The 23,771-nt window shown below is 73.8% G+C and carries 17 protein-coding genes; 12 read left to right on the forward strand and 5 right to left on the reverse strand.

The window, feature by feature from the left end:
- The first annotated feature begins 298 nt into the window (after window positions 1-298).
- The 4 genes from ACQPYE_RS20465 (at window position 299) to surE (ending at window position 7,089) form a co-directional block, all read left to right on the forward strand.
- Window positions 299-4,087: a Pls/PosA family non-ribosomal peptide synthetase gene (locus ACQPYE_RS20465; protein ID WP_498713462.1), complete on the forward strand. Its 3,789-nt coding sequence runs from the start codon at window positions 299-301 to the stop codon at window positions 4,085-4,087.
- Window positions 4,084-5,355: a M1 family metallopeptidase gene (locus ACQPYE_RS20470; protein WP_498713464.1), complete on the forward strand. Its 1,272-nt coding sequence runs from the start codon at window positions 4,084-4,086 to the stop codon at window positions 5,353-5,355. The genes ACQPYE_RS20465 and ACQPYE_RS20470 overlap by 4 nt, the downstream gene beginning before the upstream one ends.
- A gap of 76 nt (window positions 5,356-5,431) precedes the next feature.
- Window positions 5,432-6,352 (forward strand): PfkB family carbohydrate kinase, encoded by a 921-nt coding sequence (locus tag ACQPYE_RS20475; RefSeq protein ID WP_498713466.1) that lies wholly within the window; start codon window positions 5,432-5,434, stop codon window positions 6,350-6,352.
- On the forward strand, window positions 6,349-7,089 hold the full coding sequence (gene surE, locus ACQPYE_RS20480) for a 5'/3'-nucleotidase SurE (protein ID WP_498713468.1): 741 nt from the start codon (window positions 6,349-6,351) through the stop codon (window positions 7,087-7,089). Before ACQPYE_RS20475 ends, surE begins: the two co-directional genes overlap by 4 nt.
- Here surE and ACQPYE_RS20485 read toward each other — a convergent pair.
- The 4 genes from ACQPYE_RS20485 to ACQPYE_RS20500 form a co-directional block, all read right to left on the reverse strand.
- Window positions 7,086-7,226: a hypothetical protein gene (locus ACQPYE_RS20485; RefSeq protein WP_498713471.1), complete on the reverse strand. Its 141-nt coding sequence runs from the start codon at window positions 7,224-7,226 to the stop codon at window positions 7,086-7,088. The two genes, surE and ACQPYE_RS20485, sit on opposite strands and share 4 nt — an antisense overlap.
- 124 nt (window positions 7,227-7,350) lie before the next feature.
- Window positions 7,351-9,606 (reverse strand): rhamnogalacturonan lyase family protein, encoded by a 2,256-nt coding sequence (locus ACQPYE_RS20490; protein WP_498713473.1) that lies wholly within the window; start codon window positions 9,604-9,606, stop codon window positions 7,351-7,353.
- A 190-nt stretch (window positions 9,607-9,796) separates the two neighbouring features.
- Entirely contained in the window at window positions 9,797-10,117 is a 321-nt protein-coding gene (locus ACQPYE_RS20495; protein ID WP_053722290.1) for an L-rhamnose mutarotase, read from the reverse strand.
- A 66-nt stretch (window positions 10,118-10,183) separates the two neighbouring features.
- Window positions 10,184-12,007, reverse strand: a complete 1,824-nt coding sequence (locus tag ACQPYE_RS20500; RefSeq protein ID WP_498713475.1) for a DUF6807 family protein — start codon at window positions 12,005-12,007, stop codon at window positions 10,184-10,186.
- Between the two features lie 258 nt (window positions 12,008-12,265).
- Between ACQPYE_RS20500 and ACQPYE_RS20505 the strand changes: the two genes are divergently transcribed.
- From ACQPYE_RS20505 to ligD, 5 genes are all read left to right on the forward strand, one after another.
- Entirely contained in the window at window positions 12,266-14,539 is a 2,274-nt protein-coding gene (locus tag ACQPYE_RS20505; protein ID WP_498713477.1) for a rhamnogalacturonan lyase, read from the forward strand.
- Window positions 14,540-14,653: 114 nt separating this feature from the next.
- Window positions 14,654-15,427, forward strand: a complete 774-nt coding sequence (locus tag ACQPYE_RS20510) for a carbon-nitrogen hydrolase family protein (RefSeq protein WP_498713479.1) — start codon at window positions 14,654-14,656, stop codon at window positions 15,425-15,427.
- 342 nt (window positions 15,428-15,769) lie between these two features.
- Entirely contained in the window at window positions 15,770-16,384 is a 615-nt protein-coding gene (locus ACQPYE_RS20515; RefSeq protein ID WP_498713481.1) for a hypothetical protein, read from the forward strand.
- On the forward strand, window positions 16,384-17,496 hold the full coding sequence (locus ACQPYE_RS20520) for an MFS transporter (RefSeq protein WP_498713483.1): 1,113 nt from the start codon (window positions 16,384-16,386) through the stop codon (window positions 17,494-17,496). The genes ACQPYE_RS20515 and ACQPYE_RS20520 overlap by 1 nt, the downstream gene beginning before the upstream one ends.
- Before the next feature lie 29 nt (window positions 17,497-17,525).
- On the forward strand, window positions 17,526-18,470 hold the full coding sequence (gene ligD / locus ACQPYE_RS20525) for a non-homologous end-joining DNA ligase (RefSeq protein WP_498713485.1): 945 nt from the start codon (window positions 17,526-17,528) through the stop codon (window positions 18,468-18,470).
- Here ligD and ACQPYE_RS20530 read toward each other — a convergent pair.
- Window positions 18,467-19,288 (reverse strand): bifunctional DNA primase/polymerase, encoded by an 822-nt coding sequence (locus tag ACQPYE_RS20530; protein ID WP_498713487.1) that lies wholly within the window; start codon window positions 19,286-19,288, stop codon window positions 18,467-18,469. The two genes, ligD and ACQPYE_RS20530, sit on opposite strands and share 4 nt — an antisense overlap.
- Window positions 19,289-19,606: 318 nt before the next feature.
- Between ACQPYE_RS20530 and ACQPYE_RS20535 the strand changes: the two genes are divergently transcribed.
- The 3 genes from ACQPYE_RS20535 to ACQPYE_RS20545 all read left to right on the forward strand — a co-directional run bounded on the left by ACQPYE_RS20535 (window position 19,607) and on the right by ACQPYE_RS20545 (window position 23,758).
- The gene (locus ACQPYE_RS20535; RefSeq protein ID WP_498713489.1) at window positions 19,607-20,092 is read left to right on the forward strand and encodes a hypothetical protein; all 486 of its coding nucleotides are present in this window, start codon (window positions 19,607-19,609) and stop codon (window positions 20,090-20,092) included.
- A gap of 10 nt (window positions 20,093-20,102) precedes the next feature.
- A complete protein-coding gene (locus tag ACQPYE_RS20540) occupies window positions 20,103-20,834 on the forward strand; it encodes a class I SAM-dependent methyltransferase (protein ID WP_498713491.1) in 732 nt (243 codons plus the stop codon).
- A gap of 92 nt (window positions 20,835-20,926) precedes the next feature.
- A complete protein-coding gene (locus tag ACQPYE_RS20545; RefSeq protein ID WP_498713493.1) occupies window positions 20,927-23,758 on the forward strand; it encodes a DEAD/DEAH box helicase in 2,832 nt (943 codons plus the stop codon).
- The last annotated feature ends 13 nt before the right edge of the window (window positions 23,759-23,771 follow it).

The raw sequence follows: 23,771 nt of genomic DNA on the forward strand, positions 1-23,771 counted from the left end.
CGACGGGGAGGGGCCGCACCCCCGAGCGGCTCCTCTCCTCCCGGCTCCGGAACGCGGCGGCGGTCTGCTCGGGCACGTTGGGCGGAGCCGCTGTGCCCACCCGCCAGTCGTTCGTGGACGAGGAGCACAGCTCAGTCTACTGTGGACTGACAGGCCCGACCTGGTGCCGTTACTCGGTGTGACACCACCCACTCGTGGTCACGACGGCGCGACGCACGCGTGAATCCCCGGTAAAGTCGCAGGTCGGCGTTTTCTTGGAGGACTTCACAGTGCGACTTCGCCCCATCGGTGCCCGTCGGTGACCATCGCCCCCGACACCGCATTCCCCACGCTGACCGACACGCCGGCGCTGTTCCGCGCCGGCACCGCCGCCCCCGAGCGCACCCTCGTCGCGATCCTGGCCGACACCGCGCGCCGGCACCCCCACTCCCCCGCGTTGGACGACGGCACGACGTCGCTGACCTACCGGGAGCTCCTGGACGAGGTCGACGCGCGGAGCCGGGAGCTGGCGGCGGCCGGCATCGGGACCGGCGACCGGGTCGGCATCAGGGTCCCGTCCGGGACCGCGGACCTGTACGTGGCGGTGCTGGCGGTCCTCACAGCCGGCGCGGCGTACGTGCCCGTCGACGCCGACGACCCGGACGAGCGCGCCGAACTCGTGTTCGCCGAAGCCGCCGTGTGCGCGGTCATCACCGGGGAGCTGGAGCTGCGCGGCACGCCGATGGGCCTCGTCGGCGCTCCCTCGCCGGACGACGACGCGTGGATCATCTTCACGTCCGGCTCCACGGGCAAGCCGAAGGGTGTCGCGGTCTCGCACCGGGCCGCCGCCGCGTTCGTGGACGCCGAGGCCCGACTGTTCCTCCCGGACGACCCGATCGGCCCGGACGACCGCGTGCTCGCGGGCCTGTCCGTCGCCTTCGACGCCTCGTGCGAGGAGATGTGGCTCGCCTGGCGCCACGGCGCGTGCCTGGTCCCCGCCCCGCGCGCCCTGGTCCGCACGGGTTTCGACCTGGGACCGTGGCTGGTCGAGCGCGAGGTCACGGTCGTGTCCACGGTGCCGACGCTGGCCGCGCTGTGGCCGGTGGACGCCCTGGACGACGTCCGCCTGCTCATCTTCGGCGGCGAGGCGTGCCCGCCGGAGCTGGCCGAACGGCTCGCCGTCGACGGCCGCGAGGTGTGGAACACCTACGGCCCGACCGAGGCGACCGTCGTGGCCTGCGCGGCACGGCTGACCGGTGACGGTCCGGTGCGGATCGGGCTGCCCCTGGACGGCTGGGAACTGGCCGTGGTGGACGCGACCGGCACGCCCGTGCCGATGGGTGGCTCCGGTGAGCTGGTCATCGGCGGCGTGGGCCTGGCCCGCTACCTCGACCCGGCCAAGGACGCCGAGAAGTTCGCGCCGCTGCCGGCGTTGGGCTGGGACCGCGCCTACCGCAGCGGCGACCTCGTCCGCGCGGAGCCCGCGGGCCTGCTGTTCCTCGGCCGGGCGGACGAGCAGGTCAAGCTGGGCGGCCGGCGGATCGAGCTCGGCGAGGTGGACGCGGCGCTCCAGGCGCTGCCGTCGGTCGCGGGCGCCGCCGCGGCCGTGCGCACCACCAAGGCGGGCAACCAGGTGCTGGTCGGGTACGTGGTCGCGGACGAGGACTTCGACCAGGCCGACGCGCTGGCCCGGTTGCGGACCGCGTTGCCCGCGGCGCTCGTGCCCCTGCTGGCCGCCGTCGGCACCCTGCCCACCCGCACGTCCGGCAAGGTGGACCGGGCCGCGCTGCCGTGGCCGCTGCCGGAGCTGGACGTCGCGGCGCCGGTCGGGAACCTCACCGGCACCGAGCGGTGGCTGGCCGAGCAGTGGTCGGAGCTCCTGGGCGCCCGGGTCGCCGGCCCCGACGCGGACTTCTTCGCCAACGGCGGCGGCAGCCTCGCCGCGGCCCAGCTGGTCTCCACGATCCGGACCCGCTACCCCAGCGGTTCGGTCAACGACGTCTACCAGCACCCCACGCTGCGCGCGCTGGCCGCGCGGCTGGACGAGCTGAGCGGCCACCAGGGCGTCACGCGCGAGGTCGCGCCGACGCCGCGGTGGACCGGTGTGCTCCAGTCGCTGCTGCTGGTGCCGTTGATGAGCCTGGTGGGCCTGCGGTGGTCGGTGGGGCTGGCCGCGGTCGGCAACGTCGTCGGCTTCACCACACCCGTGTCGTGGTGGTGGATCGCCGCCGGGTGGCTGGCGTTCGTCAGCCCGCCCGGCAAGGTAGTGATCGCGGCGGGTGGCGCGCGGCTGCTGCTGCGCGGCCTGCGTCCCGGCACCTACCCGCGCGGCGGCGGCGTGCACCTGCGGGTGTGGACCGCCGAACGGCTCGCCGAGTTCAGCGGCGCGACCAACCTGGCCGGGTCCTGGCTCACGCACTACGCCCGCGCGCTGGGCGTGCGGGTCGGGCCGGACGTGGACCTGCACTCCGCGCCGCCGGTGACCGGCCTGCTCAAGCTCGGCAAGGGCTGCGCGATCGAGCCCGAGGTGGACCTGTCCGGGCACTGGGTGGACGGCGACCGGCTGCACGTCGGCCGCCTCCGGGTCGGCGCGGGCGCGGTGGTCGGCGCCCGCAGCACCCTGTTCCCCGGCGCCCGGGTCGGCAAGCGGGCGGAGGTCGCGCCCGGTTCGGGCGTGCTCGGCTCGGTGCCGACGGGGCAGCGCTGGGCAGGCGTCCCGGCGCAGCGCCACGGCAAGGCGGCCCGACCGGGACCGCGTCCGCCCCGGTCGGCGTGGTGGAAGCTGGTCTACGCGGTGACGACGTCGGCGCTGGGCCTGCTGCCGGTGGCGGCGGCGGTGCTCCCGGTGCTGCTGGTCGTCCGCGAGCCGTTGACGCTCGGTTCGGCGCTGCTCGCGGTGCCGTTGGCGACGGTGGCGTGGCTGGGCTCCTACGCGCTGCTGGTGCTCGTGTCCGTGCGGCTGCTCGGCGTCGGGCTGCGGGCGGGCACGTACCCGGTGCACAGCCGGATCGCCTGGCAGGCGTGGACCACGGAACGGCTGATGAACACCGCCCGGGTCGTGCTGTTCCCGCTGTACGCGAGCCTGCTCACGCCGGTGTGGCTGCGCGCGCTCGGGATGAGGGTCGGTCGCCGGGTCGAGGCGTCGACCGTGCTCGCTCTGCCGAAGATGACCACCATCGGCGACGGCGCGTTCCTGGCCGACGACACCATGGTCGCCACCTACGAGCTGGGCGGCGGCTGGTTGCGCATCGCCGCCGCGCGGGTCGGCAAGCGCGCGTTCCTGGGCAACTCGGGCATGACCGCGCCGGGCCGTTCGGTGCCGAACCGCGGCCTCGTGGGCGTGCTGTCCTCGACGCCGAAGCACGCCAAGGCGGGCAGCTCGTACCTGGGCATGCCGCCGATGAGGCTGCCGCGCGCGGCGGAGCAGGGCGACCAGAGCCGCACGTTCGACCCGCCTCGACGGCTGGTGGTGGCGCGCGCGGTGGTCGAGCTGTGCCGGATCGTGCCGGTGATGTGCCACGTGGCGCTGGTCGTCGGCGTGCTGTTCGCGATCCGCGAGCTGGGACCGCTGCTCGCCGGGCCGGTGCTGCTGGCGGCGGGCGTGCTGGCGTGCGCGGTGTCGGCGGCGGCGAAGTGGCTGCTGGTGGGCCGGTTCCGGGCGCGGGAGCACCCGCTGTGGAGCGGGTTCGTGTGGCGCAACGAGCTGGCCGACACGTTCGTCGAGGTCCTGGCGGTGCCGTGGCTGGTCGGTCGGGCCGGCGGGTCGCCGGTGATGGCGGTCTGGCTGCGGTCGCTGGGCGCGCGGATCGGGCGCGGCACGTGGGTCGAGTCGTACTGGTTCCCGGAGTCCGACCTGGTCCGGCTGGGCGACGGCGCGACGGTGAACCGGGGGTGCGTGGTGCAGACCCACCTGTTCCACGACCGGATCCTCCGCATGGACCGGGTGGAGCTGGCGGACGGGGCGACCCTCGGCCCGCACGGGATCGTGCTGCCGGGCGCCACGGTCGGCGCGCACGCGACGGTCGGCCCGGCGTCGTTGGTGATGCGCGGCGAGCACGTGCCCGAGAGCACGCGCTGGCTGGGCAACCCGATCTCCGCCTGGCGATGACCGGCCAGTACCTGCCGGACCACGGCGACGGCGACTACCGGGTCGCGCACTACGACCTGGAACTGGACTACAAGCCGCACACCGGGCGGCTGGCCGGGCGGGCGACGCTGTCCGCCGTGGCGGCCGGCCCGTGCGCGCGGGTGGTGCTGGACTTCGGCACGCTGACCGTGAACCGGGTGCTGGTGGACGGCCGACCGGCCCGGCACGTGCACGGCGGCGGCAAGCTGCGCGTCCGGCCGGCACGCCCGGTGGACGGACCGTTCACCGTCGAGGTGCGGTACTCGGGCGTGGTCCGCCCGGTCCGCTCCCGGCACTGGGGCGAGCTCGGCTGGGACCAGCTCACCGACGGCGCTCTGGTGGCGAGCCAGCCCATCGGCGCGCCGTCCTGGTTCCCCTGCAACGACCTGGTGCGGGACAAGGCGACGTACCTGCTCTCCGTGACCGCGCCGTCGCCGTACGCGGTGCTGGCGAACGGGGTTCCGGTCGACCGCCGGACGGGTGGCAGCAGCACGACGTGGGTCTACGAGCAGGCCGAGCCGATGGCGACCTACCTGGCGTCGGTGCAGATCGGCCTCTACGAGCGGCTGCCGCTGGCCGAGGGCCAGGACGTGGCCGCGCCCGCACGGCTGCTGCGCGCCGCGAAGCACGACTTCGCCCGCCAGCCGCGGATGATGACCGTGTTCGAGGAGCTGTTCGGCCCCTACCCGTTCCGGACCTACCAGGTCGTGGTGACCGACGACGAGCTGGAGGTGCCGGTCGAGGCGCAGGGCATGTCGGTGTTCGGGGCCAACCACGTGGACGGGCGGCGCGGGCACGAGCGGCTGGTCGCGCACGAGTTGGCGCACCAGTGGTTCGGCAACAGCGTGGGCCTGGCCGACTGGCGCGACATCTGGCTGAACGAGGGCTTCGCCTGCTACGCGGAGTGGCTGTGGTCCGAGCGGTCGGGCGGCCCCACCGCCCAGGCGCACGCGGCACGCGCCCACGCCCGCCTCGCCCGGCTGCCGCAGGACCTCCGGATCGGCGACCCCGGCGTGGCGGACCTGTTCGACGACCGGGTCTACCAGCGGGGCGCGCTGACCGTGCACGGCGTGCGGACCCGCCTGGGCGACGCGGCGTTCTTCCGCGCCCTGCGCGAGTGGACCACGACCCACCGGCACGGCACCGCGACGACGAGCGACTTCGTGGCCCTCGCCCAACGCCACGCCCCCGAACCGCTGACCGCGTACTTCCGCGCCTGGCTCGCCGAGCCGCGGCTGCCGCCGGTGTGAAGCTCCGGCTGACGGCGTGGGCACGCACCGGCGCCGACCGTGGTTCGATCACGACGGAATCGGGTAGATGTCCGTTATGCCCGATCGAGTTGCGGTGTTCGCGCCGTCCCCTGAGTTGACCGTCACGGTGGAAGAGCTGGACGGCACGCCCGACATCCACATCCACGCCGGAGGGCAAGGGGTGTGGATGTCGCGCATGATCGAGTCCCTGGGTGCCGAGGTGGTGCTGTGCTCGGCGTTGGGCGGTGAGACCGGGCAGGTGCTGCGGCACCTGATCGGGGTCGAGCTGAAGGCTCGCGACGTCGCCGCCCGCAACGGCGGGTACGTGCACGACCGGCGTGACGGCGGGCGCGACCAGGTGGTGCGGATGCCCGCCGACGCGCTGTCCCGCCACGAGCTGGACGACCTGTACGAGATGACGCTGGTGGAGGCGCTGGACGCGGGCGTCGCCGTGCTCAGCGGACCCGCGGCGGAGGACACCCCGGTCCCCGACTCCGTCTACGAACGGCTCGCCAAGGACCTCGGCGGCAACGGCTGCCGCGTGGTCGTGGACCTGTCCGGCGACCGGCTGGCCGCCGCGCTCGCGGGCGGACCGGCGGTGGTGAAGGTCAGCCACGAGGAGTTGGTGTCCGACGGGCTCGCCGGGTCCGACTCGCTGCCCGACCTGGCCCAGGGCGCCCGGAAGGTCGCCGAGTGCGGCGCGAGCGCGGTCATCGTCTCCCGGGCCGCCGAGGAGACCCTGGCGTGGCTCGACGGCTCGTTCTACCTGGTGGAGGTGCCCGAGCTGAGCCCGGTCGACACGCGCGGCGGCGGCGACTCGATGACCGCCGGACTGGCCGCCGGGCTCGCCCTGGGCAAGTCCCTGGAGGACTCGCTGAAGTTGGGCGCGGCGGCGGGCACGGTCAACGTGACCAGGCACGGGCTCGGCACCGGCAGCGGTGACGTGGTGCGCGAGCTGGTCGAGCGGGTGCGGCTGCGGCCGTGGGAGGACTCATGAGGGTGCTCATCACCAACGACGACGGCATCGACTCCCCGGGGCTGGCCGCCCTGGCGCGCGGCGCGGTGGCGCACGGCTGGACGACCGTGGTCGCCGCGCCCGCGCGCGAGGCCAGCGGCACGAGCGCGGGCCTGACCGCCACCGGGGACGACCAGCGCGTCCAGATCGAGCGGCGTGAGCTGCCCGGCCTGCCGGACGTGCCCGCCTACGCCGTCTCCGCGCACCCCGGCTTCATCGCCCTGGTCGCGTCCCAGGGCGCGTTCGGCGACCCGCCGGACATCGTGCTCTCCGGCGTGAACCGCGGTGCGAACGTCGGCCGCGCCGTCCTGCACTCCGGCACCGTCGGCGCGGCCCTGACCGCGGGAATCAACGGTGCACGTGCCTTGGCGGTGTCCCTCGACGTGGGGCTCGACGCGGACGTGACGCACCACTGGGACACCGCGGTCGCGGTCGCTTCGAAGCTGTTCGACCGGGTCGCGGCCCTGCCCGCGGGCTCCGTGCTCAACTTGAACGTGCCCAACCGCCCCGAGGTGGGCGAGCCCGAACGGGCCGGGCTCGCGGAGTTCGGCGCGGTGCGCACCAGGATCAAGGACAGCGACGACGGCACCATCAGCCTCGTCGCCGTCCTGGTCGAGGACGAACTGGCACCCGGCACCGACGCGGCGCTGCTGGCCGGAGGCCGGCCGACCCTCACACCGCTCCACTCGGTCGCCGAGGACCCGGGGATCGAGGTCTAGTCGTCTTCCACGCGCTCCGCCGCGGGCTGCTCGGACTGCTCGCCATCCGACCGGCCCAGCGCGTCCTCCGCGCCGTTGACCAGGTCGGGACCGCCCCACTGACGGCCTTCGGCCTGGCCCAGTCTGTGCTTGCCCATGGTGTGACCTCCCTCGATCCCCGGACTAGTACCCGCTGAACGGACGATTCACACCCCCGAAACGCCGATGGCCTACCCCGGGTGAGGTAGGCCACGGCAGCGGAGCGTGATCAGCGGCTGGTCGTCAGCCGGCGTAGTGCACGTCCGGCCACGGCGGGGTGGCCATACCGCCGCCGATGTGGAAGCTCGGGTGCGGTGGCTGGTTGTAGGCGGTGTTCTGCCAGGCGATGGCGACCCGGTACTGGGTGTCGTGCATCAGCGTGGGGATGCGCCGGTCGGTCTGGCTGGGGGTGGAGTAGATGCGCAGTGCCCGGTTGTCGCTGGTGCGCCAGACGACCTCCTCGCGCCAGTCGCCGAACAGGTCGGCACTCAGCGCGGGCGTGGACTTGGTCCCGTTGTTGGACGCCACATCGGCCCCGGTGAGCAGCCGCGTGTCGCCGCTCGTGCCGTACTTGTCGACGTGGGTGCCGTCGAGCAGTTCGCGGCTCGGGTCGCCGTCCCACCAGAGCAGGAAGTTCATCGACGACGGCTTGCGGCCGACGTTCTGACCGGCCGGGTTGCGCAGGCTGCCGTCCTGGGCCGACCAGGACTCCGCGCCGGCGCTGCCCGCGTAGATGTCGCCCGCCACACCGCGCCCGTTGTCGCCACCGCTCGCGGTGGTCCACCGCCGGGCGCCGGTGCGGGCGTCCGCGAACCACGACCCCGGCTTGGAGCTGTCCTCGGACACCTTGAAGTACTCCAGGCCCGGCCGGGACGGATCGAAATCGCCCAGGTGGGCGGCGTCACCATGGCCGAGACCGGTGGTCCACAGACCGCGACCGTCGTCGTCGATGGTGGCCGCGCCGTAGACGATCTCGTCCCGGCCGTCCTGGTCGACGTCGCCGACGGTGAGCGAGTGGTTGCCCTGGCCGGCGTAGGTGCCGTTGCCGGAGGCGTTGGAGTCGAACGTCCAGCGCTTGGTGAGCGTGCCGTTGCGGAAGTCCCAGGCCGCGATCACCGCGCGCGTGTAGTAGCCGCGCGCCATGATCAGGCTGGGCCGGGCCCCGTCGAGGTAGGCGGTGCCCGCGAGGAACCGGTCGACGCGGTTGCCGTAGCTGTCGCCCCAGGAGGAGACGGTGCCGCGCGGCGGGTCGTAGTTCACCGTCGACATCGCCGCGCCGGTCTGGCCGTTGAACATGGTCAGGAACTCCGGCCCGGTCAGGACGTAGCCGCCGGAGTTGCGGTGGTCGGCGGAGGCGTTGCCGATCACCGTGCCACGACCGTCACGGGTGCCGTCGGCGGTCTTCATCGCGACCTCGGCCCTGCCGTCGCCGTCGTAGTCGTAGACCTGGAACTGGGTGTAGTGCGCACCCGCCCGGATGTTGCGACCCAGATCGATACGCCACAACCGGGTGCCGTCGAGCCGGTAGGCGTCGATGAAGACGTTCCCGGTCACACCCGACTGCGAGTTGTCCTTCGCGTTGTCCGGGTCCCACTTGAGGACGAACTCGTAATCGCCGTCGCCGTCCAGATCGCCCACGCTCGTGTCGTTCGCGACGTAGCCGGAGCCGGGCGACTGGATCGGCACGTCCCGGTAACCGGACCCGAACGCCAGCGACGCCGGAGACGATGCCTGCTCGGTCCCGTTCACCACGGCCCGCACGGTGTAGGAGGCGTCCGCCGCCGCACCACCGTCCAGGTAGTTCGTCGAAGCCGTGACCGGCGAGGCATTGACCTTCGTGCCACCCCGGTACACGTTGAACGCCACATTCTGCGGATCACCGGCCAGCAGACGCCAACTCACCAGGTTGCCCGACCCCGAACGCACGCTGACCACACCGCGGTCCAACCGCTCCACCTGCTTGCGACCCGTCGGATCACCCGGCTCCGACCCGGGATCGGTCGTGGTCGTTGTAGTAGTCGTCGTGGTGGTCGTGGTGCTTGTGGTGGTCGACGTCGTGGTGGTCGACGTGGGGTCGACACCGCCCGTGCACGTGGTGCCGTTGAGCGTGAACGTCGTCGGCACGCCGACCACGTCCCCGGTCATCGTGCCGTTGAAGCCGAACGACGCCGTGCCGCCGGTACCGATCTGCCGGTTGTAATCCACGTTCGAGGCCGTCACGCTCGCGCCGGAGGCCGCGAACGTCGCGTTCCACCCCTGGCCGAAGCGCTCCGAGCCGGGGAACGACCAGGCCAACGTCCACCCGTCGACCGGGTCGCCCAGGTTCTTGATCGTGACGTTCGCGGAGAAGCCGCCCTGCCACTTGTTCTGCACCGCGTAGTCGACCCCGCAGCCCGGGGCCGCCGAGGCCACACCGGCGACCAGCAGTCCTCCGGTCAGTGCGCTGATCGCAGTGGCGGCGGCGATCGCTCGCACCCTGAACGAGTTGATGAGCACCATTGCTCCTTCGTCGCTGATTCTGGGAGCGCTCCCAGAAGTGATCCGGGTAACGCCCTCGCCCGGCACATGACAGCACCACCACCGGCACGCCGTCAACCATGAAACGATTCATAACCGGCCCGACCCAGGCGATCCACCTGGCTGGCTCACCTGCTCAGAGACATTCTGAAAAGGTTCAACCAGTTCCCACTCAATCGAGGTGGAAGACCTCGGTCAGCGGCCTCATGGCCTCGTCGGGCTGCCTGCCGTCCAGCGCGGTGAAGAACTCGGCCATCTCCGCCTGCCACCGGTCGTTCACCTCGCGGTCGCGCATGCCCCGCTGGGCGGCGTCCCAGTCCGGGGTCTCCAGGTAGCCGACGAGCAGCCCGTCGTCGGCCAGGAAGAGGCTGTAGTTGCCCCACCCGGTCTCCCGCAACGCCTCCCGCATCTCCGGCCACACCTCGCGGTGCCGCTCCCGGTACTCCTCCAGCCGCTCCGGGCGCACCCGGAGCAGGAAGCAGACACGTCGCACGTCGACCTCCGAGATCGATGGTCCGGGCTGTTCGCCCAGGTCTGAACCGCTCACCGGGTGGACTGCTCACGGGTGACGCACACCGTCGTAGAACGCCACCCGCACGACGATCTCCCGCTCCTGCCCCGCCTCTATCACCACCGGCTCGTCCCAGGCGAGCGCCGAGCCGATGCCCTGGTACTGGCCGACCCGCACGAACCACGGGTCGGTCGGACCGGACACCACGGCCGTCCACGGGCGAACGGGATCACCGACCACGACCGCCAGCCACGGCGCGGCCCGGCCGTTGACCTCCGCCTCGCCCACGCCGTCGGGACCGTAGACCCGCACGGACAGCGGGTCGAGGTCGGGCAGCCGCCAGAACCAGCCGCCGTAGCCCGCGCCCTCCCGGCCCTTGCTGCCCGGGCTGTGCAGCACCACGTCGTCCGCCGCGGTGAGCACGCTGGTCCACTCCAGCTCCCAGCCGTCGGCGACCACGCGGCGGCGCACACGACGGCGTTCCCTCAGCAGGACCGCGCCCGCCGAGTCGCACCAAGCCAGCTCGCCGGGCCCGGTCTCCTCGACCCGGCCGAGCTCGCCCGGCACGTACCCCCGGCCGGGCACGTAGTTGCGCCCGCCCCACAGGTTGACCCCGTTGACGTCGGGCAGCGCGAGGCCGATGCCCCGGTGCCACGGGTGGTCGTCCGGGTGCTCGCCGGTGACGACCACCCCGCCGAGCGTGCGCACCGGGTGCAGCGCCGGCCGCGGCACGACCAGCGGCAGCCGCACGCCGTCCCAGCCGTACCGGGCCACGCGACCCAGCGGCGACCACGGCACTTCGAGCTCGGCGAACGTGCGCAGCTGCTCGGCGGCCTTGGCCACCACGTGGTCCACGCCGTCGACGTCCACCCGCTTGCCGTTGCGGCGCAACCACGCGGGGTCGATCGGCTCGGGGTCCGGCGCGGTGCGGACGGCCTCCAGCACCCGCGTGAACGCCCCGGTCGCGGCCAGGGGCGCCTGCAGCGGCACGGCCGGGTCCTCCAGGTGGTCCAGCAGGTTGCGCAGCGGCGAGTCGTGCCGGTGCCGCTCCTCGATGCCGTCGATCACCAGCCGGTGCTCGGTGTAGTGCAGCTCGGCGCGCTTGCGGCTGCCGTGCACGACGAGCACCGGTTCCCGGACCACCTCGGCGCACAGCGTCACCGCGACCACGACGGTGGTGCCGTTGCGGGTGCGCAGCCGCAGGCACGAGGTGTCGTCGGCCTCGATGTCGCGGGAGCGCAGCAGCTCCAGCTCGATGTCGTGCACGTCGTCCACGCCCGTGCTGCCGTCCAGCGCCAACGCGGTCGCGACGCCGTGCGCGAACGGGTTGGTCAGCGCGCCGTCCACCACCGGCACGCCGTCGAGCGTGCGGCGGCCGGCCCACGGCGCACGGGTGTAGTAGGTGTCGTCACGCGACCACGTGCCGCGCACGCCGATACCCCGGACCTCCCCCAGCGCGCCGGACCGCATCAGCAGCGCCAGCCTGCGCACCGCGTGCGAGCCGAGGCTCTGGAAGCCGACCTGGACCAGCCTGCCCGCGGACCGGTCGACCAGGTCGTGCCAGTCGGCCAAGGTCGGCGTGGGCGGTTTCTCCAGCAGGAGGTGCGCGCCCGCGTCCAGCACCTGGCGCGCCAACGGCACGTGCGTGTGCATGGGCGTGGACACGATGCCGATGTCCGCGTCGCGCAGCAGCTCCGACAGGTCGGCGTCCACCGGCCGGTCGCCGACGAGCCGCCGCGCCTCGCCGTCGAGCGGGTTCACCTCGCACACGCCGGTCAGCCGCACCCGACCCTCGGCTTCCAGCGCGGCGATCTCCCGCAGGTGCAGCCGCCCGTAGCCGGCCGCGCCGGCGAGCACGACCCGCGGCGTCACCGGCGCTCCAGGTCCGGATGAACGTGAAGATCGCCGCGGCGAGACACTCGTCCCATGACCCTCACCTTTGGATTGAATCGGTTCAACCACGCTAGGTGAGCGCCACCACGGCGTCAAGCTTGATTCTCCAGCGCCGCAACGTCAACGACATGAGGTCTACATCCGGCCGACCTCAGACCTTGCCTTTCCTGTTGAAACGGTTCATCGTGTGGCGTCGTCACGCACCTCGCGCAACGTCGCGCCCATTGGAGGCCGCAGATGACCCGCGTCAGACCCCTGCCCGCCGTACTGGCGGCCCTAGCGCTAGTCCTGAGCACGTCTTCCGTCTCCTCCCCCGCCTCGGCCACCCCCGACGGCCCGCGGCTCGAACGCCTCGACCGAGGCCTGGTCGCCGCGCGCACCGAGGCCGGGGTGTTCCTGAGCTGGCGGCTGCTGCGCCACGAGGTCACCGGCCACACCGCCACGGGCCTGGCCGGGCCGGCGTTCGCGGTCTACCGCGACGGCCGCCGCATCGCCACGGTCACCGACAGCACCAACTACCTCGACACCGAGGGCGGCTCGGAGTACCGGGTGGCGCCGGTGGTGCGCGGTCGGCAGGGCGAGGCGAGCGAGCCCGTGTCGCCGTGGGCGGGCGGGTCCCACGACCTGCCGCTGCGCAAGCCCGCCGACGGCGTGACGCCGGCCGGCGAGGCGTACACGTACCGGGCCAACGACGTCAGCGTCGGCGACGTGGACGGCGACGGCAGCTACGAGTACGTCGTGAAGTGGGACCCGTCCAACTCCAAGGACGTGTCCCAGGTGGGCTACACGGGCCCGACCTACGTCGACACCTACCGGTTCGACGGCACGTTGCTGCACCGCGTGGACCTGGGCGTGAACATCCGCTCCGGCGCGCACTACACGCAGTTCCTGGTCTACGACTTCGACGGCGACGGCCGCTCGGAGATGATGATGAAGACCGCGCCCGGCACGAAGGTGACGACGTACGACCGGCGCGGCAACGCGGTGTCCGAGCGGCACGTGACGATGCCGCGCGAGGACGTGCGCGCGGGCTACTCGCACAGCGACGACTACCGGCTCAGCGGCGCGGGCTACTACGAGCACGTGGTGAAGATGTTCCGGGGCTGGCACGCGCACCCCGAGGTGGTGGCGGGGCGGTGGCCGGCGACGTTGGAGCAGGCGTTCGGCATCCCGGTGCGACACACCTACCCGCTGTCCGACGCGGACGCGCGGGCGCTGGCCGACTACTTCGTCGACGTCTACGCGCCGGCCCGCAGCACGCGCAACGCCCTGCGGGCCTTCGCCGGGTTCATCGTGGACGGCCCCGAGTACCTGACCGTGTTCGACGGCAGGTCCGGCCGGGAGCTGGAGACGGTGCGGTACGAGCCGGGGCGGCACGACGACGGGCTCATGTGGGGCGACTACGCGTACTCCCGCATCGAGCCGGGCAACCGGGTGGACCGGTTCCTGGCCGGTGTCGCCTACCTGGACGGCAAGCGGCCGTCGGCGATCTTCGCCCGCGGCTACTACACCCGCACGACGCTGGCCGCGTACCGGTGGAACGGCCGCAAGCTGGTCAAGGACTGGTTGGTGGACAGCGGCTGGGTGCCGATGAGCAACCCGTTCAACTCCGCGGTGCACGGCAAGGACGGCACGTCACCGACGCACGGCGGCCTGGCCACGCAGGGTGCGCACTCGTTGAGCGCGGCGGACGTGGACGGCGACGGCAAGCAGGAGATCGTCTACGGCGCGTCGACCGTCGACCACGACGGCGACGTGCTCTACAACTCCTCGGCCGTGCTGCCGCCGGGCAGCGCGAACCCCGGCGTGGAGGCGCGGCTCGGGCACGGCGACGCGTTGCACGTGACCGACATCGACCCGGCCCGACCGGGCCTGGAGATCTACATGGTGCACGAGGGCGCGACGTCGGCGCCCTACGGCTACTCGCTGCGCGACGCGGCCACCGGCGAGGTGCTCTACGGCGGGTACACCGGCCGGGACACCGGGCGCGGCATGGTCGGCGACGTGCTGCCGGACGAGCCGGGGCTGGAGACGTGGGCGTCGTTGCCGGGTGGCGTGGACGCGGCGGGGCTGTGGTCGGCCGACGGGCGACCGCTGTCGACGACGATCCCGGGCACGAACGCGAGCATCCGCTGGGCGGCCGACCTGACCACCCAGGTGGTGGACGGCGCGATCGACGTGACGCCGACGATCCAGGACTGGCGGCGCGGGACGCTCCTGACCGCCGGGGGCACCCTGACCAACAACCACACCAAGGGCAACCCGTCGCTGGTGGCGGACGTGCTGGGCGACTGGCGGGAGGAGCTGGTGGTGCGCACGGCGGACAGCTCGGCGTTGCGGATCTACCTGAGCACGGAGGTCACCGGCCACAAGCTGTACTCGTTGATGCAGGACCCGCAGTACCGGGTGGACGTGGCCCGGCAGCAGACGGCCTACAACCAGCCCGCGTACACCAGCTTCTACCTGGGCTCGGACGTCGACTGGGCGAAGGTGCCGCGGCCGGGGCGGTGAGGTCCGTGCCGGGGGCGAGGTCGCTGACGGAGGCGGGGCCGTGACGGAGGCGGGGGCCGTCCGGGTTCGGTCGGGCGCGGTTCTCGTCGGGGTCGGGTTCGTTAGGGTCGGCGGGTGATCACGATCGCCGTAGCCCAGCCGCGTTGCACCCCTTACGACGTGGCCGCCAACGTGGCGGCCCACGTCGAGGCGGTGCGCGCGGCTGGGTCGCGGGTCGTGGTGTTCCCGGAGCTGTCGTTGACGGGGTACCACTTCGACGCGCCGGTGGTGCCGTTCGAGCTGGTGGAGCCGTTGGCGCGGGCCTGCGCCGAGACGGGGACCGTGGCGTTCGCGGGCGCGCCGGTCGGCGGGTCGTTCGGCGGGCGCGGTGGCGGCTCGGGTGGCGGATGGGCCGACGGGTCCGTCGGCGGGCCGGTGGGCGGGCCGAACATCGGCGTGCTGGAGGTGTCCGGCGCCGGTGTGCGGGTGGCGTACCGGAAGATGTGGCTCGGCGGTCGGGAGGCGCTGCGCTTCCGGCCCGGTGACGCGCCTGCGGTGGTCGAGGTGGACGGCGTGCGGCTCGGGTTGGCGGTGTGCAAGGACACCGGCGTTCCCCGGCACGCGGCGGACACCGTGGCGTTGGGCGTGGACGTGTACGTGGCCGGCGTGTTGGAGCACGCCTGGGATTCGGGTGTGGTGCGGGAGCGAGCGCGGCGGATCGCGGTCGGGCACGGTGTGTGGGTGGCGATCGCGAGTTTCGCGGGCTCGACCGGCGAGGGGTACGAGTCGGCGGCGGGTCGTTCGGCGGTGTGGGACCCGTCCGGTGGGATGATCACCTCCGCCGGCACCGACGTGGACGCCGTGGTGCGGGCGGTGGTCCCGGGCCGCGCCGCCGAGGGAGGGGCATGATCGACGCCGACTTACCCGGCTTCTCCCACGACGCCGAGAACGCGTCGCGGCGGGGGCAGCGGCTGTGGTTGGCCTCGCGGCCGGTGGAGAGCTGAGCGGGCCGGGACTGAGGACCGGGGCGTCGTAGGGCGGGGCCGTAGGGCGGGGTCGGTGCGGCCGACCGGGGCAGCGGCGGGTCACAGGTGTGAACCGAGCCGACCTCATCTTGTCCACAGTGGAATGAATGCGCGATCTTCTACGTCACCCGACCGATGTCTCCGCATCAATGCGGCCTCATCGTGGTGTCCATCGCACCGACGTCCGCACGACGCGTTGTGCGGCCTCACCGGAAGGTGCACCCCGATGATCCACTCAGCACCCGCCGAACACGCGGATGAGGCAGGCGCCCGGGCCGAGACCATGGCCAGGTTCCTGCGCGACGTACCCGTCCCCTTCACCCGCGTGCTGTCCCTGTGGGTGGGCTACCGCCTGCGCCGCGACCCCCGGCAACCCGACACCCGACACCACCTCACCCCCCGACAGGCCCACCTGCTCGGCTTACCCCCGCACACCGCAGTGACCCGGCGCGAGGGCTACCTAGTCCCCCACCTGGGCGGCCACGGTCCGCGCCTCGCCGCGATCACCGCGCTGGTGCACCAGCGCGGCCTCGAACTGGACGAACCCGGCCGCGACGAACTGGCCCGCGGTTACACCCCGCTCGGCATGCTGGTCACCGGCGCCCACCGGGCCACCCACTACGCGAGCACCACCCGTGCGCCCGACGACCCCGACTTCGCCGACCCGCTGCCCGACGACCCGGGCGACGTGCCCGCCCTGTGGTGCCAGGCCACCCTGCTCAGCGCGGGCAGACCGGTGGCCCTCGTGCGGGAGATCGTCTACCGGGTGGCGTTCACCGGCCGCCGCCCGCCCGACCTGACCGCCCACCTGACCCCGGCGCCGCCCCGACTGGTGTCCTGATGCGCGCCCGGACCGCCGCGCTCGCCGCGACGACGGTGGCGGCGGGATCCAGCGGGTACGTGGTCGCGGCGGTGCTGACCGAGGTCGCCGCCGACCACGGCGTCACCACCGCCGCGGCCGGTCAGACGATCACCGCGTTCGCCCTGGCCTACGCGGTCGGCTCGCCGGTGCTGGCGATGCTCACCGCGCGGTTCGAGCGGCGGGCGCTGCTGGTGGCCGCCCTGTCGGTCGCGGCGCTGGGCAACGTCGGCGCGGCGCTGGCGCCGACGTTGGACCTGCTGCTGGTCGCCCGCGTGCTCACGGCGTTCGGGGCGGCGCTGGCCACCCCGGCGGCCACGGCGGTCGCCGCCCAGCTGAATCCCGGGCACAAGGCCAAGGCGATGGCGGTGGTGACGGCGGGCCTGACCGCGGCCACGCTGCTGGGCGTGCCCGCCGGGCGGTTCGTCGCCGACCGGCACGGCTACCGGGCGGCGTTCGTGCTGGTGGCGGTGTTGTGCGTGGTCGCGGCGCTGGTGGTGCGGTCCGCCGTGCCGCCGGTGCGCCCGGGACCGGCGGTCGGGTTCCGGCAACGGCTCGCGCCGCTGGCCGACCCGCCGGTGCGGCGGCTGCTGGCCGTGTCGCTGCTGGCCTGCCTGGCCACGTTCAGCGTCTACGGCTACCTGGGTCCGATCACCGGCCACCCGCCCGACGGCGGGCACCTGCTCGCCTACGGCGTGGGCGGTGTGCTGGGCAACGCGGTCGGCGGCGTGGCGGCCGACCGCCACGGGACGCGCACGCCGTTGTTGGTGGCGCTGGGCGGCTGCGCGGCGGTGCTCGTGGTGCTGCCGACCATGGTGGCCGGGCCGATGGCGCACGTCGTGATGGCCGCGTGGGGCGCGTTGTTCTGGGCGTTCAACCCGCCCCTGTTCGCGGCGCTGGTGGCGGTGGACCCGGACCGGGCGAACCTGCTGCTGGCCCTGAACGCGTCCGCCATCTACACGGGCATCGCGGGCGCGGGTGTGCTCGGCGGCGCGATCGCCGCACCGGCCGTGCCGCTCGTGGGCGCCGCCGTCGCCGTCGCGGCCGTCGTGATCGCCGCCACGAACCGCGAGAGGAGGCTGGTGACGCGCTGATCGACGCGATCCGGGTTAGGTTTGCCCGCATGGCCGGAAAGGTGCCTTCGGTGGAACTGGAGGTCGGGGACCGCGTCGTGCGGATCTCGAACCCGGATCGCGTCTACTTTCCCGCCCGCGGGGAGACCAAGCTCGACCTCGCCCACTACTACCTCTCGGTCGGCGACGGCATCGTGCGCGCGTTGCGCGAGCGGCCGTGCATGATGCACCGCTTCCCGTCCGGGGTGGCCGGGGCGAAGGTGCACCAGAAGCGGCTGCCCGGCGGCGCGCCGCCGTGGGTGCGGACCGTGCGCGTGCACTTCCCCAGGTACGACCGGCATGCCGACGAGCTGTGCGTGACCGACGTGGCGGACGTGGTGTGGGCGGTGCAGATGTCGACGGTGGAGTTCCACCCGTGGAACTCGCGCAGCGCCGACACCGAGAAGCCCGACGAGTGGCGCATCGACCTCGACCCGATGCCGGACTGCCCGTTCGACCGGGTGCGGCGGGTCGCGCACGTGGCGCGCGAGGTGCTGGCCGAGTTGGGCGCGGTGGGCTGGCCGAAGACGTCGGGCGGGGCCGGGCTGCACGTCTACGTGCGGATCAAGCCGGAGTGGGGTTTCGCCGACGTGCGGCGGGCGGCGCTGGCGTTCGCCCGCGAGGTGGAGCGGCGCGCGCCCGACGATGTGACCACGGCGTGGTGGCGACGCGACCGTGACCCGCGCAGCCTGTTCGTCGACTATAACCAGAACGCGCGCGACCACACGATCGCCAGCGCGTACTCGGTGCGCGGCGTGCCGGAGGCGACCGTGTCCACGCCGGTGCGGTGGGACGAGATCGACTCGCTGGACCCGCGTGACTTCACCATCGCCACGGTCCCGGCGCGGTTCGCGGAGCTGGGCGACCTGCACGCCGGGATCGACGACGCGGTGTTCTCGCTGGAGCCGCTGCTGGCGTGGGCCGACCGCGACGGGCTGGAGGTGCCCGAGCCCTAGCGCAGCACGCGGGGCTGCCGGCGGCCCAGCGCGATGCCGTTCTCCACGTGGTGCAGTGCCTCGCGTCCGGTCCAGCCCTCGACGCCGTCGTGCCGCGCCGCGGCGGACAGCAGCACCGCCATCGCGGTGGCCTGGTCCAGCCAGCCCGCGCCGACCAGCTCGCCGAGCCGGCACGCGGCGGTGAACACGATGTGCGCGCGTGCGCCGGGACGTGCTTCGCGGACGCGTTCCGCCTCGCCTTCCACCACGGCGGCGCGGTAGGCGTCGACCCGGCGCGGCGAGGGCCGTTGGGCCGGGATCGGCAGGTCCTCCCGCGGCGGCGGGGTCAGCACGGCGACCAGCCACTCGGGCGCGGGCGCGACCGGCGCGTCCCGCACGACCCGGTACCGGTCGTGGCCGAGCAGGGAGCCGGCGGCGACCACGTACCCGCCGACGCCCCGCGTGTCGACGTGCGGCGCGATCCGGCCGGCGGTGTTGCCCAGCGGCACGTCCGGCGCGCGGAAGTAGCGGTGCTCTCCCCCGCTGGGCGTGGCCACCGTGTAGGTGTCGCGCGGGTCCTCGTCGCCGTGCTGCCAGGCGCGGCGGGCGAACGCCTCGCGGCCGTGCGGCACGTCGAGGTCGACCACGAGCAGCCCGGCCGGGCCGCACGAGATGCCGACGTTGTAGGCCCGCCGCGACCACCACCGCCTGATCCGGTCGGGGTCCAGGGTCGCCTCGTCGTCCCAGCCGCGCAGCGCGGGCGTCTTGCCGTGCGGGCGCAACGGCATCACGGGCCAGCCCCGCTCGGCGGCGGCCAGCGCCGCCCGGTACCTGGTCATGCGCGTTCCCCCTCGTGTCGGGCGAACGGGGGAAGCGTCGCCGGTCTCCAGTGTGCCGGGGTCGGGGCCGCCGGTACAGGGCCACCAGGACGGAAGTGCGCCGGTGCTCGGCAAGGTCGACGCGGCGGTCGCCGAGGGGACTCGCGATCGTCGCCGAGGAGATCCGTGATCATTGAGGCGGGTAAAACGGCATTCATCCCATCGGGTAATGGTAATGACGTCCCGGTGCCATAGCATGGATCCAGGGGGCGCGCTATGAATCGCATCGAGGTCATGGCAGGCGGTGACCTCGGTGAAAGATTCGCTCGCCGACTCCGGTTGTTCGATTCCAACGCCGACGGCATCGTGCGCCGGCGGGACGTGGTCGGGGTCGCCGAACGGCTGATTCACGCGTTCCGCGTCGACACCCACTCGATCGGGGCCGAACGGATCCGCGCCGCGTACGAGATGTTGTCGTTGGCGCTGCTGGCGGACTTCGGCGACCGTGCCCGGGACGAAGTCCCGCTGCCGGGGGTCACCGCGGCACTGGCGGCCGACCCCGCCCGGATGGCCGGCCTCGGCCGCCGGATCGCCCGCACCGACGCCGCCGCCGTGCGGGAGTGCCTCGCGCCCATCGGCGAGGTCGTGAAGGCCGAGCACGTCGCCGAGGTGGTCGTGGTGCTCGGCGCGCACCCCGGCCACCAGCCCGTGATCCAGCAGGCGCTGGAACGCGACGGCGCGCTGATCCGGCTGACCGCCACGATCCGCCCGTTCGCCGACCACTTCACCGGTTCCGGCTATCCGGGGCTCTACGGCGGGCGGTGAGGTCGCGGACATGGCGGAATCGGACGACCAGTACGACGCGCTCGGCGAGCTCTACGAGCGCACCAAGCACATCCCGACCGGGTTGGCCGAACGCGCCACGCTGCTGGCCGCGTTGCCCGACCTGCGCGGGAAGTCGGTGCTCGACGTCGCCTGCGGCACCGGTTTCTACCCGCGCGAGTTCCGCCGCCTCGGCGCGGACCGGGTCGTCGGCGTCGACTCGGCGAACGAGATGGTCGCCCACGCCCGCGAGGCGGAGAGCCGCGCGCCGCTCGGCATCACCTACCACCGGCACGACGCGGACGCACTGCCGGTGCTGGGCGTCTTCGACGTGGTGACCGCGATCTGGCTGCTCGGGTACGCCGAGGACGAGGCCGCGCTCGACCGGATGATCGGCAACCTGCGCGCCAACCTCGCGCCCGGCGGCACGCTCGCCGTGCTGGTGCCCAACCCGGATGCGGACTGGGACGCGCTCGCCGACTACGCCCGCTACGGCTACGAGGTGGTCCGCACCGGGCCGGCCGGCCCGCGGCAGCCGGTGGTGGTGCGGGTGCTCGGCGACCCGCCGTTCGACTTCGACTCCTTCTACTGGCTCGGCGACGTGATCGAGGCCGCGTTGACCCGCGCCGGGCTGCACGACGTGACCCGGCGAGCCGCGGTGGTCCCGGAGGACGGGCGCGGTGAGGAGTTCTGGGGTCCGCTGCGCCGCAGCCCGAGCTTCGCGCTCTTCACCGCTCGCGCCTGATCCGGCTCCGCACCTGCGACCCGCTCGCACCTGATCCGGGTCGCCACCGGATCCCGGTCCCGTTGTCGGACCCGGATGGCAGGATTTCCGCCGTGACCGTTCCCGCCGTGCTGCGCACGCTGGCCCGTCTCAGCGCCTCCGAGCAGCCGCAGCGGGTCCAGCTCGACCTGACCAGGACGGCCGGGCTGCTGTGGTTCGGCGCCGACGAGTCCGCGTGGCGGACCCTCACCCAGACCCTGGAACCGCCCACCTGGACGCCGGCGCCGTGGACGGCCCGGCCCGACCAGCGGGCGACCGTCGACCGGTTGGCCTCGTTCGACGCGTTGCACCAGGAAGAACGGCTGCTGAGGCTGGGCTGGGCCTTCCTGTGCGGACCCGCCACGGTGAACGGCCGGCGCAGGCGGGTGTGCCTGCCGCTGGTGTCGCGGCCGGTCCGGCTGCACCCGGCGGGGCGGCGCGGCCACGTGTTCCACGTCGCCGGCGACGTGGGCGTGTTCCCCCTGCTGACCGACTGGACCAAGGCGGCGGAGCTGGAGACGCGGCTGGCCAGGGGCGCGGAGTGGATCAGCGCGACGTTGACCGCGAGCGGGTTCGCCGACGTGCCGGTGCTCGGGCCGGACCACGACCCGCGCCGGTTGGTCGGCGGTGACGAGCTGGTCGTGGTGGCCGGGGCCGGGCTGCACGCGGGCGAGCCGGTGGTCAGCACCGAGCGGGGCGCCTCGCTCTACACGTGGGCGCGACGCGCCGGCGTGGAGCAGACCGCGCTGGCCGGGCTGTACTCGTCGACCGAGGACTCCCCGATCGACGACGACGACGTGGTGCACGGCCCGCTGCCGTTGAGCCCGAGCCAGCGGGCGGCGGTGCTGGCGGCCCGCGCCGCGCCGGTGACCGTGATCGGCGGGCCGCCGGGCAGCGGCAAGACGCACACCCTGGCCGCGGTGGCGCTGGACGCGGTGGCGTCGGGTCGGTCGGTGCTGCTGGCCGGCCGGACCCGCAACGCCGCCGATGTGCTCGGCGAGGCGTTGCGGCGCGCGGGTGGGCCGGTGCCGGTGCTGTTCGGCGACTCGGAGCTGCGGCAGGAGATGGCGCGCGAGCTCGGCTCCGGACTGACCGCCACCACCGCGAAAGGCGAGCTGGACCAGCTCGACCGGAACCGGCGCAGCGCCGTCGCGGCGGTGGCCCGGGTCGAACGCGCGGTGCGCGAGGCGTTGCGGGACGAGGAGCTGGTCGAGGCGGCGGTGCGGTTCGAGGCGCTGATGCCGGCGCACCGGGTCGTGGCGCCACGCGCGTTCGACGAAGGCGTGGACTTCGAGCGGCTGCACGGGCTGCTGCGCCCGCGTCACGGGCCGTTCGGCGGGTGGCGGACGCGGTGGGCGCTCCGGTCGGCACGGCGGACGACGGGCGCGGCGGGCGACGTGGCCGTGGCGGATCTGGAGGCGGCGGTGCGGGCCGCCGAGCAGTCCGCCGCGCAGGTCCGGGTCGCCGCGAACGGCGGCACGTCGCTGGACGCCCTGCGCGGGCTGCTGGCCGAGGAGGACGCGCGCGGCCACGCCGCGATCGCGGCGTGGCTGGCCACCTTGGCGGTGAGCCGTCGTGGCGCCGGGCCTCGGCGCGCGGTGGCGGCGTTGGCGACGGCGCTGAGGTCGGGCCGGGCCGCCCGGCGGCGGGCGTTGGCGGACATCTCGCCCTCCGACCTGGTGCGCGCCCTGCCGTTGTGGGTGGGGACGTTGGCCGACGTGGAGGACATCCTGCCCGCCGTGCCCGGCGCGTTCGACCTGGTCGTGATCGACGAGGCGAGCCACGTCGACCAGCCGTTGGCGGCGCCCGCGCTGCTGCGCGGCAGGCGGGTGGTGATCGGCGGCGACCCGCGCCAGCTGCGGCACGTGTCGTTCGTCGGCGAGCAGGCCGTGCGCGAGGCGGTGGCCGCGGAGGGCACGGAGTCGTTGGCCGACCGGCTGGACGTGCCGAAGGTCAGCCTGTTCGACGCGGGCGTGGCGGCGGCCGGCGTGCACTGGCTGACCGAGCACCACCGGTGCGCGCCGCACCTGATCGGGTTCGCCGCGACCCGGTTCTACGAGGGCCGGATCGCGCTGCTGACCACGCACCCGTCGATCGCGGACGTGGACTGCATCGACGTGGAGCACGTCGAGGGCGTCCGTGACGACAAGGGCGTCAACGAGGTCGAGGTGGACGCGGTGCTCGCGCACCTGCGCCGCCGCATCGCCGCCGGTGTCCGCTCGATCGGCGTCGTGACACCGTTCCGGGCGCAGGCCGACGCGGTGGAACAGGCCCTGCTCGACCGGCTCAGCCTGGACGAGATCACCACGGGCGGGGTGCGGGTGGGCACCGTGCACGGCGTGCAGGGCTCGGAGTTCGACGAGGTCGTGATCAGCCTGGCGTTGACCGACGCCGACCGGCCGGCCGCCTGGCGGTTCGCCAACGACCGCAACCTGCTCGCCGTGCTGACCACGCGGGCGCGACGGCTGGTGCACGTCATCACGTCGGCCGCCGAGCCGGTCGGGCTCATCGGCGAGTACCTGCGGCACGCCGAGGCGCCGCCGAACGAGACCGGGGGCGTCGCGCCGTCCGACGAGTGGACCTCGTGGTTGGCGGCGGAGCTGACCGGGCTCGGCCTGGCGGCGCGCACCGGCTACCCGGTCGGTCGGTGGCGGGTCGACCTGGTGGTCGGCGAACGCGGGTCGGCCGTCGCCCTGGACACCCGGCCGCACCCGGACGGCGCGGTGGCTCACCTGGCCCGGTGGCGTGCTCTGCGCGGCGCGGGCTGGCAGGTGCGCGACGCGTTCCCCAGCCGGTTCGGCGGTGACCCGGCGCGGGCCGCGGTGGAGCTGGCGCAGGAACTCGCGCAGGTCCCGACTGCGCCCGCTCACGCGGTCACGTCGACGGGGTCGAACCCCCACGGGTGACGTAGGCGAGGTC

Source organism: Actinosynnema sp. CA-299493 (genome assembly GCF_050946825.1).
GTDB lineage: Bacteria > Actinomycetota > Actinomycetes > Mycobacteriales > Pseudonocardiaceae > Actinosynnema.

Coding starts and splice junctions, on each gene's coding strand:
- ACQPYE_RS20470 (WP_498713464.1), top strand. CDS start 4,084: ATGACCGGCCAGTACCTGCCGGACCACGGCGACGGCGACTACCGGGTC.
- ACQPYE_RS20540 (WP_498713491.1), top strand. CDS start 20,103: ATGGCGGAATCGGACGACCAGTACGACGCGCTCGGCGAGCTCTACGAG.
- ACQPYE_RS20515 (WP_498713481.1), top strand. CDS start 15,770: ATGATCCACTCAGCACCCGCCGAACACGCGGATGAGGCAGGCGCCCGG.
- ACQPYE_RS20485 (WP_498713471.1), bottom strand. CDS start 7,226: ATGGGCAAGCACAGACTGGGCCAGGCCGAAGGCCGTCAGTGGGGCGGT.
- ACQPYE_RS20475 (WP_498713466.1), top strand. CDS start 5,432: ATGCCCGATCGAGTTGCGGTGTTCGCGCCGTCCCCTGAGTTGACCGTC.
- ACQPYE_RS20505 (WP_498713477.1), top strand. CDS start 12,266: ATGACCCGCGTCAGACCCCTGCCCGCCGTACTGGCGGCCCTAGCGCTA.
- ligD (WP_498713485.1), top strand. CDS start 17,526: ATGGCCGGAAAGGTGCCTTCGGTGGAACTGGAGGTCGGGGACCGCGTC.
- surE (WP_498713468.1), top strand. CDS start 6,349: ATGAGGGTGCTCATCACCAACGACGACGGCATCGACTCCCCGGGGCTG.
- ACQPYE_RS20530 (WP_498713487.1), bottom strand. CDS start 19,288: ATGACCAGGTACCGGGCGGCGCTGGCCGCCGCCGAGCGGGGCTGGCCC.
- ACQPYE_RS20520 (WP_498713483.1), top strand. CDS start 16,384: ATGCGCGCCCGGACCGCCGCGCTCGCCGCGACGACGGTGGCGGCGGGA.
- ACQPYE_RS20490 (WP_498713473.1), bottom strand. CDS start 9,606: ATGGTGCTCATCAACTCGTTCAGGGTGCGAGCGATCGCCGCCGCCACT.